We start from the raw sequence: 13,395 nt of genomic DNA, 5'->3' as shown, positions 1-13,395 counted from the left end.
TCAGTGCGTCAGCCGCCGCCGCATACGGTAGCGCCCCTTGGTCCAGGGTTCGAAGATCTGCCCGACGCTGGGATGGTCTACGGGGCCGGCTTCGCTGTCTTCCACCAGGTTCTGCTGGCTGACATAGGCGACGTACGATCCGTCCTCGTTTTCCGCCAGCAGGTGGTAGAATGGCTGCTCGCGCGCGGGGCGGATCGCCTCCGGAATGGCGGCGTACCATTCCTCGCTGTTGGCGAAGACGGGGTCGATATCGAACACCACGCCGCGCAGGTCGAACATCCGGTGCCGCACGATGTCGCCGATCGAAAAGCTCGCGGCGCTGTGACGCGGTGCCTCGATCAGGCGGCCGGCTTGCGGCGAGAAGAACTGCGATACGTCCATGGTCTGTATATAAGCGACCGGCGAAATGCGGCAAGGTTCCCGCTTGGCAAGCCGCCCCGCCTGCGCTAGGCGCCGCGCTCCCGACCGGCCGGGCGCCTCGCGGCGCCTCGCAAACCTCGCGCGGAGAGGTGGCAGAGTGGTCGAATGCGCCGCACTCGAAATGCGGTGTGCCCTCACGGGTACCGTGGGTTCGAATCCCACCCTCTCCGCCATACATTCCGGCAAGATCCCACACGTCCAGGCCGCCCTTTGCGGTTGGACTGACCGTCCATTCTGCACGCATCTGCGCTGAGGAAATGGCGGCGTTGCCTCAGCAGAGTTCGAAGCCACCTGTTGCCGAAGCCTGTAGCCTCGCCCAAGATTGTCACCGGCGCTGCCGGGACCATGCTGGAGAGGACGGCGAGATGCCCTTGATTGAAGAAGGTCCGTTCGTCGATCCTATCGGAGATGGCAGCGTGACCCAAAGGTCAGGATCGTACATTCCATTTGCGAATTGGACTGACCGATTGCATACGGCCGCCTTACCTCATTGCTGTGGAGCATCCTAAGTGACCTTGATGACGCCCACCTTGCGCTGGTTCGGTCCGGGCGATCCGGTGCCGCTCGCCCACATCCGCCAGGCTGGTGCGACTGGTGTGGTGACGGCCCTGCACGAGGTGCCCAATGGCGAAATCTGGACGCTCCCGGCGATCGAGCAGCGCAAGCGGATGATCGCTGAGGCCGGGCTGGACTGGCGCGTGGTCGAAAGCGTGCCCGTGCACGAGGAGATCAAGACCGCCGGTCCCGGGCGCGACCGCTTTGTCGAGAACTATTGCGTCACACTCCGCAATCTGGCGGCGTGCGGCATCGATACCGTGACCTACAACTTCATGCCGATGCTGGACTGGACGCGCACCGATCTCGCCTGGGCCATGCCCGACGGCGCCCTTGCCCTACGGTTCGAGTTGGAGGCGGTTGCCGCTTACGACATTCACATCCTGCAGCGGCCCGATGCTGCGGCGGATTACGACCCGGCGATCCGCGAGGCCGCCGCCCGACGCTTCGCCGCCATGGACCCGGCGGATGCGGCGGCCCTGTCCCGCACCATCCTGGCTGGCCTGCCGGGTAGCGAGGAAAGTTTCAACGATGCCGAGTTCCTCGTCGCCATCGGCAGTTACGCGGACGTGGACGCGGACGTGCTGCGCGCCAATCACGTCGCATTCCTGCGGGCCATCTGCCCGGTGGCGGACGATGCCGGCATCAGCCTGGTTGTCCACCCCGACGATCCGCCCTTCCCGATCTTCGGCCTGCCGCGCGTGGTCAGTACGGAGGCGGACGTCCAACACCTGTTCGATCAGGTGCCCAACCGCTCCAACGGACTGTGCTTCTGCACCGGGTCGTTCGGCGTGCGGGCGGATAACGACCTGCCCGGCATGGTCGATCGGCTGGGTGATCGCATCGGCTTTTTGCACCTCCGCTCCGTCCAGCGTGAGGCGAACGGCGCCTTCCACGAGGCCGCGCATCTGGAAGGCAGCGCCGGCATGGTGGAGGTGATCGGCCGCATCCACGACCTGCAGCAGCGCCTTGGCCGGTCGCTGCCGATGCGCCCCGATCACGGACACCAGATGATCGACGATCTCGGCAAGACCGTGAACCCCGGCTACTCGCTGCTGGGCCGGATGCGCGGCATGGCCGAACTGCGCGGAGTCGAACGGGGCATCGCCTACGCCCGCGGAAGCTGACTGCCTGCACGTACGTTTGGTCTGTCCAATTTCGATACCGTTGCGCTGGGTTCTGATTGTTTCCTCGCGCCAGCGCGCTGGCGTTCGATCCGCGCTCCAGCCGATCATTCTACCGTTTGGGTGCGCGGCACAGCCCTGCTAGGCGCGCGTCGCATGATCACGATCAACGACATCACCGTCCGGCTCGGCGGCCACACGATCCTTGACCGGACATCGGCGGCGATCGCGCCGGGCGCGCATGTGGGCCTCATCGGCCGCAACGGCGCGGGCAAGTCCACCCTCATGAAGGTGCTGGTTGGCGAGCTCGACCCGGACGAGGGCACGATCGACACACCCCGCAAGATTCGCCTGGGCTACATCGCGCAGGAGGCGCCCAGCGGCACCCGGACCCCGTTCGAGGCGGTGATCGCCGCCGATCTCGAACGCACCCAGTTGCTCGAAGAGTCCGAACACTGCGCCGATCCGGACCGGCTAGGCGATATCTATGACCGGCTGCTGGCGATCGACGCCTACACCGCGCCTGCCCGCGCCGCGCGCATCCTGCTCGGCCTGGGTTTTGACGAGGCGATGCAGGCCCGCCCGCTGGACACCTATTCGGGCGGCTGGAAGATGCGCGTGGCGCTGGCGGCCCTGCTGTTCTCCGCGCCCGACGTGCTGCTGCTGGACGAGCCTTCCAACCACCTCGACCTGGAAGCGACGCTGTGGCTGGAATCCTTCCTCAAGAGCTATCCCGGCACCCTGATCGTCATCAGCCACGAACGTGACCTGCTGAACAACGTGGTCGATACGATCCTGCACCTGCAGGGCGGCAAGGCCACGCTGTACGCGGGCAATTACGACAGCTTCGAGGCGCAGCGGGCAGAGCGGGCGGCGCAGCTCGCCTCCGCCAAGGCGTCGCAGGATGCGCAACGCGCGCGCCTGCAGGATTACATCGCCCGCAACAGCGCACGCGCCTCCACTGCCAAGCAGGCGCAGTCGCGGGCCACCATGCTGGCGAAGATGCAGCCGATCACGGCCATGATGGAAGACCCCAGCCTCAGCTTCACCTTCCCCAATCCGGACGAGCTGCGACCACCGCTGATCACGCTCGATCTCGCATCCGTCGGCTATGACGAGACCCCGATCCTGCGGCGGGTGAACCTGCGCATCGACCCGGACGACCGCCTGGCGCTGCTGGGCCGCAACGGCAACGGCAAGACCACGCTGGCGCGGCTGCTGGCGGCGCAGCTCACGCCGATGGACGGTGCCATGCAGGCGTCGGGGCGCATGCGGGTCGGCTATTTCACCCAGTACCAGGTGGAGGAGCTGACCTCCCATGCCACCCCGCTGGAACACATGACCCGCGCGATGGACGGCAAGAGTCCCGCCGCGGTCCGGGCGCAGCTCGGCCGGTTCGGCTTCTCGGGTCACCGCGCGACGCAGCAGGTGGCGAAGCTTTCCGGTGGGGAGCGTGCGCGGCTGGCGCTGGCGCTGATCACGCGGGAGGCGCCGCACCTGCTGATCCTGGACGAGCCGACCAACCACCTCGACGTCGACACGCGCGAGGCGCTGGTGCAGGCGCTCAACGATTACAGCGGCGCGGTCATCCTCATCAGCCACGACCGGCACATGGTCGAACTGACGGCGGACCGCCTGGTCCTGGTCGATGGCGGCACCGCCGCCGACTACCCCGGCAGCATGGAGGATTACATCGACTTCATCCTGGGCCGCAATCAGCCCAAGGCCGGCGCCGGCGATGGGCCGGGCAAGAAGCGCCGCCCGGCGAACGCCCGCTCGCGCGAGGAGGAGAAGCAGGCCCGCAAGCAGGTATCGGAAGCGGAAACGATGATCGCGCGGGCTCAGGCCCAATTGTCCGCGGTCGACCTGGCGATGGCCGATCCCGCCGCGGCGACGAGGGATCTGGCACGCCTGACCATGAGCGAGCTGGGTCGGCGCCGGGCCGCCCTATCCCAGGAACTGGATGAGGCGGAGCAGACCTGGCTGGCGGCGAGCGAGAAGCTGGAGGAGCACCTGAACTGAACGCAGGCGCCTGAACCTCGCCTTTGTCAGCCGGTGCTGTTCACACCCGGCTAAAAATTCCGTCAGCAAGGGCGGGCTGTATTTACAAGCGAGGCATCTGGCGCCGGCTGGTTTGCCCTGCTCCCCGCGAGCTTGCAGCATCGCCACCAGTCCCCTCTAGGTGCAGTGATGAGCGACTACCACTTCTACGAGCCGAGCGACGGGCACCGGCTGCCGCATGATCCGCTGAACGCGATCGTTGCCCCGCGCCCGATCGGCTGGATCTCGACGATCAGCCCGAATGGCATCCGCAATCTCGCGCCCTACAGCTTCTTCAGCCTCATCAATTATCGCCCGCCGCTGATCGCCTTCTCGTCATCAGGCTGGAAGGACACGGTAGCCAACATTGCGGCGAGCAGGGAATTTGTCTGGAACCTCGCCACCCGGGCGCAGGCAGAGGCGATGAATGTCAGCTCCGCCGGCGTTGGGGCTGAGGTCGACGAGTTCGACCTGGCGGGTCTGGCCGCGCTACCGTCCACGCTGGTGTCACCCGCCCGCGTGGCGGGCAGTCCCGTCCACTTCGAATGCCGGCTGACGCAACTCATCCAGCTGGAAGGCAGGAGCGGCGACAAGCTCGATCAATGGCTCGTGATTGGCGAGGCGGTGGGCATCCATATCGAACGGGCCACGCTGGAAGACGGCGTGTACCAGACAGCACGCCCGCGCCCGATTACCCGTGGTGGCGGACCGGCCGACTATTTCGAGATCACCGAAGACCGGCTGTTCCGGATGATGCGCCCGGACTGACGGCCTCTCTCAGGCGAACATCGCCTCGAACCGCGCTTCGTCCACCACGTCGCCGCCCCGCTCGTGCAGATAGCGCCACATCGGCCGCCACACCTCCACATCACGCCGGACCGGGGCCAGGAAGCGCGGCAGGGAAGCATCCACGATGGCGTCGGCCTCCGCGCTGCGGGGCTCCCCGCTCGCCTCGTACCACAGCGCACGCGCCTGTACCGGGTCACGGCGCAGTTCTGGCGTGACCACGGCCAAGGCATCGACCAGCCGGGCGATTGCCTCCCGCACGGGGCCCGCCGCGTCGGCCGCGCCGATCAGTTCCAGCGCGGAGAAGTTGGGAACGCCCGCCTCCGCCGTCGTGACGAGCTGCGTGTCCAGCCCGCGGCATGCGGCCGACACACCTTCCACATTGGCGAAGGCCAGCCATGCCCCGTCAAACCCGGCCACCAGATTGTCGATATGCGCGAAGCCGGCCGGTTCGATGCTGATTGCCGCGGCGTCCGGCCTGTGGCCCTGCTGCGCCGACCAAGCCGACAGGATATCGCGGCATAGCGCATCCGTCGTCGGGTTCGACACTGGCGATGCGATGCGGACCGGCGCTCCAGCCGCGAGGCGGCCAAGCGCCACGCGATGCATCAGCACCCCGCCGTCAGTGGCGAAGAAGCAGCCATGCGAAGTCAGCCGCACTGCCCGCCGCTCGACCAGGTGAAGCGGTTCGTTCACGACCAGGTCGACGTCTCCGTCAGCCAGCGCCTCGAACCCGTCGTAATGATCGTCCGGCACGATCAGGTCCAGTTCCAGCCCCTCCGCCCGAAGCCGATCGCGCGCGGCGATCAGCGGCAGGTGATCGGGGTTGAGAAACCATTCGAGCGCGATGCGAAGCTGCTGCATCGCCGCTGCGTCGCAAGTCTGCGCGCCATAGTCAACGAACACCGGCCTCCGGAAATATCTGCAATCCCCCGATCTTCGCCGGATACGACACGGCGCCACCGGGTTGTGCGATGGCTGCATACAAGGAGACGCGCGTGACCGATTTCGCTGCCCGGCTGAAGGAAGGCCTGCCCTACCCGCGGGGTGCAACATGGGATGGAAGCGGCACGAACTTCGCGCTGTTCTCCGCCAACGCCACCAAGGTCGAGCTGTGCCTGTTCGATGCCGACGGCAAGACGGAGATCGAGCGTGTCACCCTGCCCGAATATACCGACCAGGTATTCCACGGCTACTTGCCTGATGTGAAGCCCGGGCAGTTCTACGGATACCGGGTCCACGGCCCCTATCAGCCGGAGGCGGGGCACCGCTTCAACCCGAACAAGCTGCTGCTCGATCCTTATGCGCGCGCGCATGCCGGCACGCTTGAGTGGAACCCCGCTTTGTTCGGCTACCAGATGGAGACCGGCGACGACCTGACGTTCGACGAACGCGACAGCGCGCCGTTCATGCCGAAATGCGTCGTCGTCGATCCCAGCTTCGACTGGCGCGGGCAGGCGGAAAAGCGCGCGGTCCCATGGGACCGGACTGTGATCTACGAGGCGCATGTGAAGGGGCTGACCATGCGCCATCCGGGCGTGCCCGAACATCTGCGCGGAACCTACGCCGGCATGGGGAAGCAGGCCGTGCTCGACCACATGCGAGCGCTGGGCGTCTCCTCGGTCGAGTTGCTGCCGGTGCATTCCTTTGTACAGGACAGCCAGCTGGTGGAGAAAGGCCTCGCCAATTACTGGGGCTACAACTCCATAGGGTTCTTCGCACCCGAACCGCGCTACGCCCACGACATTGCCAACTCCCTGCGTGAGTTCAAGGAGATGGTCGCCCGCTTCCACGAAAACGATCTCGAGGTAATCCTCGACGTGGTCTACAACCACACGGCGGAAGGGAACGAGCTTGGGCCGACGCTCTCGTTCAAGGGCATCGACAACGCGACCTATTACCGGCTCCTGCCCGATCAGCCGCGTTATTACATCAACGATACCGGCACCGGTAACACGGTGAACCTCAGCCACCCGCGCGTAATTCAGCTCGTCACGGATAGCCTGCGCTACTGGGTGGAGGAGATGCATGTCGATGGCTTCCGCTTCGATCTCGGCACCATCCTGGCACGGGAGCCGCATGGGTTTGACGAACAGTCGGGCTTCCTGCGTGCGGTCGGGCAGGACCCGACGCTTGCCGCCGTCAAGCTGATCGCGGAACCGTGGGACATCGGTCCCGGCGGCTATCAGGTGGGCTCCTTCCCGCCGGGCTGGGCCGAATGGAACGACAAGTACCGCGACACCGTGCGCGATTTCTGGCGCGGCGAGGCAAGCGTCGCCGAGCTTGCACCGCGGCTGTGCGCCTCTCCCGAGGAGTACAATCATAGCGGGCGCCGATCCTGGGCCTGCGTCAACTTTATCACCGCGCATGACGGCTTCACGCTGAACGACGTCGTCAGCTACGACCGCAAGCACAACGATGCGAATGGCGAGGATGGCAAGGACGGGTCGGACGACAACCGATCCTGGAACTGCGGTGTCGAAGGCGACACGGACGATGCCGAGATACTTGCCTTGCGCGAACGCCAGATCCGCAACTTCCTGGCGACCCTGCTGCTGAGCCAGGGTACCCCGATGCTGCTGGCCGGCGACGAGTTCGCACGCACGCAGGGCGGCAACAACAACGCCTATTGCCAGGACAGCGAGATCGGCTGGCTGGATTGGGACATCAAGGAGAAGGGTGAAGGCCTGATCGCCTTCACGCGGAAGCTGACGGCGCTGCGCCGCCGCTTCCCCGTGCTGCATCGGGCACGCTTCCTGGTCGGCGAGGTGAACGAGGAACTGGGCGTCAAGGACGTCACCTGGATCAATCCTGCCGGCGGCGAAATGGATGCGGGCCACTGGAGCGATACCAGCGCCCGCTGCGTCGGCATGATGATCGACGGACGCGCACGTGTCACAGGACTGCGCCGCCGCGGCGAGGACGAGACGCTGCTGATCGTCTTCAACGCCTGGCATGACCTCATCAACTTTACCCTGCCGGACACGGCGGGCGCCGCTGGATGGGAGCGGCTGATCGACACCAACGCTCCCGACGCAACAGAGGAGCAGTTTGAAGTTGGTTCAACCTATCAGGTGACCGGCCGCTCGGTCCTGCTGTTCCGGCTCGTGCAATCCGATCGCGCTGGATAGCTTGCGAGCAAGCCCGTGAGTGGATGCGGTTCGATCAATCACCGCATCCACTCACCGGCGTCTGAGGAAGGACCGGGAAAGACGCCGCGCCCTGGCGGGTTGCGATGAGGCCTAGATGTTCCCTCGCAGCCGCTACTCATCGGGACGTGCTTACAGGTTGGCCTGCTCCTCGGTGGAAAGATCGGCGTTCGGGGGATAGTAAAGCTTGGCGCAATCATCCGCCAGGCACCCGCCTTCGATCTCGATGTCGTCCCGGTAGGCATCGGAGATGAATGCCAGGGTGTCGACATGCCTTGCCTCGAAATACATCGGATGCACGTCTTCCCGACCGGCACCGTAAACCACGCGCCCGACTTTCGACCAGATCGAGGCCATCGTGCACATACCGCAGGGCTGAAGCGTGGAATAAAGCGTAGCCCCGCGCAGCTCCATGTCGCCCGTCGCCTCACACGCACGCCGGATCGCCATCATTTCCGCGTGCGCGGTCGCATCTGGCAGTTCCTGCGTCTGGTTACGTTCGGCCGACAGGACCTTGCCATCAAGAACGATCACGCATCCCAGCGGCGAACTCGCCGGGTCCATGCCCTTCGATCGCGCGACGTCGATCGCCATCTGCATCCAATGTTCATCGTCACCTGCGCTCATCGAACATGCCTCCTGTACGCGTCCAACGCGCAGGCGGGCTTTTCAGGACTGGATACCCCGTGCTGTCGTCAGGGTTGGCAGCTATGCAGGATCTGCCGCCGGCAACCGCCGGGTAAAGTCGGCTGCGATATCCGCCAGGGTCACGTCGGCCATACGGCGAAGGAGCACTCCCTCCGCCTCATGCAGGGCATCTGCGAGTGATCCGTTGACGGCCTGCTCCACCAGACAAGCCGGCTGGGGATCGGCGGGACCGAGCGCAAAGATGCGGTTCTCTCCCAGCGCGCGATAGACGTCGAGCATGGTGATGGTCTCCAGCCCGCTGTTCAGCGACCACCCGCCACCATGCCCTTTGACTGAACGGACGTACCCTGCGTCCCGCAGACCGGCCATAGTCCGACGGACGACGACGGGATTGGTGCCGAGCATCGTGGCGGCCGCTTCCGAGGTCAGCGGCCTGTCCATCTGCCCCATATGGATCAGCAGGTGCAGCATTCTCGACAGACGCGCGTCCAAGCTTCCGATCCTCCGGCGACAGCACACGCGATATCACGTCACTTTCCGTGTTGCAAAAGCTATGACGCGCCGTCATGTAACAGCAATTGTTTCTTGAGAGGGCAAGCTGATGTATGACGTGATCGTGATTGGCGGCAGCTTTGCGGGCCTGTCCGCCGCCACCCAGCTGGCGCGCGCCCGACGCAACGTGCTGGTGATCGACGCCGGCCTGCCCAGAAACCGCTTCGCGCTGGAGGCTCATGGCTTTTTGGGTCAGGATGGCCGCGCGCCCGCCGCAATCATGCAGGACGCCCGATCCCAGTTGCGCCGCTATCCCACGGCGGAGATCCTCGACGGCGAGGCAAGCAGCGCCCGTGCGATCGACGGCGGCTTCGCCATCACGCTCGCAGATGGTTCCGCACAACAGGCCCATCGCCTTGTCCTGGCGACTGGCGTCGCGGACGAGCTGCCTGCCATGCCGGGTCTGGTGGAACGGTGGGGCACGACCGTGCTCCACTGCCCCTATTGCCACGGCTACGAAGTGCGGGACCTGCCGCTCGGCGTCATCGCGGCTCATCCCATGTCAGCGCACCAGGCGGTGCTGCTGCCAGATTGGGGACCAACGACCTACTTCACGCAAGGCGAGTTCGAGCCTGACCCGGCCGAGTTGCTGGCATTTGCCGCGCGCGGCATAGCGGTGGAACGCACCCCCGTGGTCAGGCTGCTGGGTGACGCACCAGCACTGGACGGTGTGCAACTGGCTGACGGACGCACCATCGAAACCGCTGCGCTGTTTACCGCACCCCGGACCAGACCGGCGACGCCGCTGGCAGCGATGCTGGGTTGTGAGCACGAGGACGGGCCGACAGGGCCCTATGTCCAGGTCGATCAATGGGGTGCTAGTTCCGTGCCTGGCGTCTGGGTCGCGGGTGACGCAGCCACGCCCATGCACAACGCCACGCTAGCGTCCGCCGCCGGCGTCCTGGCCGGCATCGCCGCGCATCAGGCCTCCGCGCGAGCTATGCCGGAATAGTCACGGCATCAGGAGCGGAACGGCAGCGGGTGCCGGGGCCAGACGTGCCACCGCCCTTCGCCCCCGCTTATCCGCGCCGCGGACTGCCGATCAGTTCGCCGTGGCAGATGGCTTGGCCAGCTCCACGGCGTAGACGTGCCCGGGACCCCACATGTTGGAACGGAAGACGAGCCATTTGCCATCGGGCGTGAAGCTCGCATTCGGCTCCGACCGGTAATCATGGTTGCGCAGGTCAACCAGTTGTTCGGGATCGAGCACGCCCGGCGTGATCAGGCTGGCGCTGTTGGCCGCACTGATGCCCGCGACATCGGGAATGGCGCGAGGGCGCAGTAGCCAGATGTACTTTCCATCGGGCGCATGCGCCGCCATTTCCGCGTCGCCGCCGTCGCTGGAGAACAAGGTGGTGTCCTCGTTGCTGTTGAAATGGACGCCCCAGCTATTGCGGTCGAGGTGGTTCCACGTCCGCTTGCCGGTTTCCACATTGTAGCCGGCAACCCAGAAGTCCTCTCCGCGCGGTGTCTGCAGATCGTACCACACGGTGGATCCATCCTGGCTCCACCATTCATGGCCGGCGATCTCCATGTTCATGGTTCGCGTATGGATCAGCTTGGGTGTGTCGGGCCGGTCGACGCGCACCAGCCACATGCGATCCACGACGTGCCAGTTCCCCTCATGGCAATAGAGCAGCAGGCCAGGATCGGTCGGCGAGAACTGCAGGTGGTTCAGCCAGTCGGTCGACGCGGTGATCGTCTTCTTCTCGCCGGTCCCGATGTCGATCGTGAATATCTCCATCGGGATCTTCATGTTCAGCCGGCGGTTGATCTGCACCTCGCGCCCTTCGGCATAGGTCAGCTCCTCCCCATTTGGCCCCACCTCGTCGTCCGGACTACGGTTGGCCATGACGCTACCCGGATTGACGCCCACGCCAGCATCGCCGGTATTGCGTGCGCCGGCGAACAGCGTCTCGTCGGCGTTGATCGTGGCGATGGAGTATTCGGGATCGAGCGTGGTGATCATGCGCGACTGCCCGGTGGCGAAGCTGTACGCCATGATCGCCCGCTGCCCCTGCCGGTCGCTGTCGGGTGAACGGACGGCGGCACCGGGCGTGTGGGCCGAGTTGGCGTCATGACCCTGCGTCTGCTCGATGGTGTTGATGTAATAGACATCGCCCGTACGGTGACCGACAAATTGCAGGCTGACGCTGCCCGGCACGATCAGCCTGGACTGGAAGGTACGCAGGTCCAGCGCCATGATTCCGCTGGGCGAGCTATACGCCATCCAGCGCCCGTCGGGCGTGTAGCTGTTGACGTTGAAGTAATTGCTGCTGCTGCCCGGCTCGTCGGAAATGCGGACTACGCGGTGGCCGGTGGTCGCATCGACCCACTCCTCGGGCGGAGTCTCACTCCCCGGCGCCGCCATCAGGGTGGCCGGTCGGTCCTGCGCCTGCGCCGTCATCGCCATGACAGAAGTGTATCCTAGCGCGGCGACCATCAAGAACTTCATAATCAATCCTCAACCCTCGGGTTCGGCTCTCGCCAGTCCGGCAAACGGAATGACGATCGACCCGGAAAGCAGTGCTCATAACCACGGGAACACCCGAGTTCAACGAACCGGATCCCGGTATTCCGCGACCTTAGTGTGCAGCGCCCGGGCCGGCGGCGCGCGTGGGACGCGGGGCCAGCCAGATGGCGGTGGCGGCGACAGCGAAGACGATCGCGCCCAGCAGGAACATGTGGCCAATCGCCAGCGTGCTGCTTTCCTGCGTCACCACCTGCTCCACCGCGGCGCGCACCTGATCGGTGGAGAAGCCGTTCGCCTGCAGCGTCTGGGCCGTGGCATCGGTGTTCAACCGCCCGACCATCTCGCTGCGCGCGACCGAGATGTTGTTGGCGAACATCGTGGTCGAGATCGATGTTCCGATCGCACCGCCCATGGTTCGCAGGAAACTCATCAAGCCGGCGGCCGACGCGGTCTCCTCCGGCCGCACCGCGCCAAGCGCGATCGTGGTCAGCGGAATGAAGAAGAACGGCATGCCGAAACCCTGCACCATCTGCGGGAAGGCCAGCGTCCAGAAATCCGCCCCGCTGGTCCAGTGGACCCGCAGCAGGGAGGACGCACCCAGCCACAGGATGCCGAAGCACACCATGGCTCGCGGATCGAACCGCTTCATCAGCCGGGGCACGATCGGCGACATGATCACCGCCCCCACGCCGGTGAAGGCTGTGGCATAGCCGGCATAGGTGGAGGTGTAACCCAGGCTCCCCTGCAACCATTGCGGGATCAGCACGACCGTGGCGAAGAACGCGGCGAACGAGAAGGACAGCGTGCCCACCGCCACCGTGAAGCCGCGATGGCGGAACACGCGCAGGTCCACGATCGGATGCTCCTCCGTCAGTTCCCAGGCGATGAACACCGCGCCGACAATCAGAGCGACCAGCGCCAGCATGATGATCGTCGGATCCTCGAACCAGTCATGCTCACGCCCGATATCCAGCATGATCTGCAGCGCGCCGATCCAGATCACCAGCAGCAGCAGGCCGATCTTGTCGATGCTCAGCTTCTGCAGCTCCGTCTCGGCCGGGGTCAGCAGTCGCAGCGCGCCGAAGATGCACAGCAGCGCAATCGGCACGTTGATGAAGAAGATCCAGTGCCACGACCAGCTGTCGCTGATCGTGCCGCCCAGGATCGGACCTAGGATCGGCGCGGTGACGGTGGTCATCGCCCACAGGCCCATCGCCTGCGCGTGCTTCTCCCGCGGGAAGATGCGCAGCAGCATGGTCTGTGTCAGCGGCATCAGCGGCCCGCCGCACAGGCCCTGGCCGATACGCGCAGCGACGATCATGCCCAGGCTGGTCGACAGCCCGCACAGCACCGAGAAGATGCCGAATCCGATCATGCCGATGATGAAGGTGCGCACCGTGCCGAACCGCCCCGCCAGCCAGCCGGTCAGCGGCACGCAGATCGCCTCCGCCACGGCGTAGGACGTGATGACCCAGGTGCCCTGTGTGGTCGATACACCCAGCGAACCGGCGATGTGGCCGACGCTGACATTGGCGATGGTGGTGTCCAGCACCACCATGAAGTTGGTCAGTCCCAGCAGCAGGCCTGCCAGCAGCAGCCTGGGTCCGGTGAACGGCCTGAAGGTATCCGCGCCCGCCATATCCGCCGC

At 65.5% G+C, this 13,395-nt stretch carries 11 protein-coding genes and 1 tRNA gene; 6 read left to right on the top strand and 6 right to left on the bottom strand.

The genetic code is table 11. The features are described 5' to 3' along the window. Entirely contained in the window at positions 1-381 is a 381-nt protein-coding gene (gene hspQ, locus V5740_RS02140; RefSeq protein WP_347303446.1) for a heat shock protein HspQ, read from the bottom strand. A 122-nt stretch (positions 382-503) separates the two neighbouring features. On the opposite strand from hspQ, the gene V5740_RS02135 reads away from it, so the two are divergent. The 4 genes from V5740_RS02135 (at position 504) to V5740_RS02120 (ending at position 4,907) form a co-directional block, all read left to right on the top strand. Then, positions 504-593: transfer RNA gene (locus V5740_RS02135), tRNA-Ser, on the top strand. 345 nt (positions 594-938) lie between these two features. Next, complete coding sequence (gene uxuA, locus V5740_RS02130) at positions 939-2,102, top strand: mannonate dehydratase (protein WP_347304421.1); 1,164 nt, start codon at positions 939-941, stop codon at positions 2,100-2,102. A gap of 153 nt (positions 2,103-2,255) precedes the next feature. Further along, positions 2,256-4,121 (top strand): ABC-F family ATP-binding cassette domain-containing protein, encoded by a 1,866-nt coding sequence (locus tag V5740_RS02125; RefSeq protein WP_347303445.1) that lies wholly within the window; start codon positions 2,256-2,258, stop codon positions 4,119-4,121. Positions 4,122-4,289: 168 nt separating this feature from the next. Continuing rightward, positions 4,290-4,907: a flavin reductase family protein gene (locus tag V5740_RS02120; RefSeq protein WP_347303444.1), complete on the top strand. Its 618-nt coding sequence runs from the start codon at positions 4,290-4,292 to the stop codon at positions 4,905-4,907. A gap of 9 nt (positions 4,908-4,916) precedes the next feature. On the opposite strand, the gene V5740_RS02115 is transcribed toward V5740_RS02120, so the two are convergent. Then, positions 4,917-5,789 carry an ABC transporter substrate-binding protein gene (locus tag V5740_RS02115; protein ID WP_347303443.1) on the bottom strand — a complete coding sequence of 291 codons (873 nt, stop codon included), beginning with the start codon at positions 5,787-5,789 and terminating at the stop codon, positions 4,917-4,919. A 110-nt stretch (positions 5,790-5,899) separates the two neighbouring features. On the opposite strand from V5740_RS02115, the gene glgX reads away from it, so the two are divergent. Further along, a complete protein-coding gene (glgX, locus tag V5740_RS02110; RefSeq protein ID WP_347303442.1) occupies positions 5,900-8,056 on the top strand; it encodes a glycogen debranching protein GlgX in 2,157 nt (718 codons plus the stop codon). 150 nt (positions 8,057-8,206) lie between these two features. Here the strand turns inward: glgX and V5740_RS02105 are convergent, their stop codons facing one another. Both V5740_RS02105 and V5740_RS02100 read right to left on the bottom strand, forming a co-directional pair. Further along, entirely contained in the window at positions 8,207-8,701 is a 495-nt protein-coding gene (locus V5740_RS02105) for a nucleoside deaminase (RefSeq protein ID WP_347303441.1), read from the bottom strand. Positions 8,702-8,782: 81 nt separating this feature from the next. After that, positions 8,783-9,214 carry an Rrf2 family transcriptional regulator gene (locus tag V5740_RS02100; RefSeq protein WP_347303440.1) on the bottom strand — a complete coding sequence of 144 codons (432 nt, stop codon included), beginning with the start codon at positions 9,212-9,214 and terminating at the stop codon, positions 8,783-8,785. A gap of 109 nt (positions 9,215-9,323) precedes the next feature. Here V5740_RS02100 and V5740_RS02095 point away from each other — a divergent pair, with 109 nt between their 5' ends. Continuing rightward, entirely contained in the window at positions 9,324-10,226 is a 903-nt protein-coding gene (locus tag V5740_RS02095) for an NAD(P)/FAD-dependent oxidoreductase (protein WP_347303439.1), read from the top strand. Positions 10,227-10,316: 90 nt separating this feature from the next. Here V5740_RS02095 and V5740_RS02090 read toward each other — a convergent pair whose 3' ends face one another. Further along, on the bottom strand, positions 10,317-11,729 hold the full coding sequence (locus tag V5740_RS02090; RefSeq protein WP_347303438.1) for an oligogalacturonate lyase family protein: 1,413 nt from the start codon (positions 11,727-11,729) through the stop codon (positions 10,317-10,319). A 130-nt stretch (positions 11,730-11,859) separates the two neighbouring features. Then, positions 11,860-13,386 (bottom strand): DHA2 family efflux MFS transporter permease subunit, encoded by a 1,527-nt coding sequence (locus tag V5740_RS02085; protein ID WP_347303437.1) that lies wholly within the window; start codon positions 13,384-13,386, stop codon positions 11,860-11,862. Positions 13,387-13,395 lie beyond the last annotated feature (9 nt).

Source organism: Croceibacterium sp. TMG7-5b_MA50, assembly GCF_039830145.1.
Classification (GTDB): Bacteria; Pseudomonadota; Alphaproteobacteria; order Sphingomonadales; family Sphingomonadaceae; genus Croceibacterium.
This window is presented reverse-complemented; position numbering and strand designations above follow the sequence as displayed.

Excerpts from the sequence above, each read along its gene's own strand:
- V5740_RS02095 (WP_347303439.1), top strand. The coding sequence starts at position 9,324 with ATGTATGACGTGATCGTGATTGGCGGCAGCTTTGCGGGCCTGTCCGCC.
- V5740_RS02105 (WP_347303441.1), bottom strand. The coding sequence starts at position 8,701 with ATGAGCGCAGGTGACGATGAACATTGGATGCAGATGGCGATCGACGTC.
- uxuA (WP_347304421.1), top strand. The coding sequence starts at position 939 with ATGACGCCCACCTTGCGCTGGTTCGGTCCGGGCGATCCGGTGCCGCTC.
- hspQ (WP_347303446.1), bottom strand. The coding sequence starts at position 381 with ATGGACGTATCGCAGTTCTTCTCGCCGCAAGCCGGCCGCCTGATCGAG.
- V5740_RS02090 (WP_347303438.1), bottom strand. The coding sequence starts at position 11,729 with ATGAAGTTCTTGATGGTCGCCGCGCTAGGATACACTTCTGTCATGGCG.
- V5740_RS02085 (WP_347303437.1), bottom strand. The coding sequence starts at position 13,386 with ATGGCGGGCGCGGATACCTTCAGGCCGTTCACCGGACCCAGGCTGCTG.
- V5740_RS02115 (WP_347303443.1), bottom strand. The coding sequence starts at position 5,789 with ATGCAGCAGCTTCGCATCGCGCTCGAATGGTTTCTCAACCCCGATCAC.
- V5740_RS02125 (WP_347303445.1), top strand. The coding sequence starts at position 2,256 with ATGATCACGATCAACGACATCACCGTCCGGCTCGGCGGCCACACGATC.
- V5740_RS02120 (WP_347303444.1), top strand. The coding sequence starts at position 4,290 with ATGAGCGACTACCACTTCTACGAGCCGAGCGACGGGCACCGGCTGCCG.
- glgX (WP_347303442.1), top strand. The coding sequence starts at position 5,900 with ATGGCTGCATACAAGGAGACGCGCGTGACCGATTTCGCTGCCCGGCTG.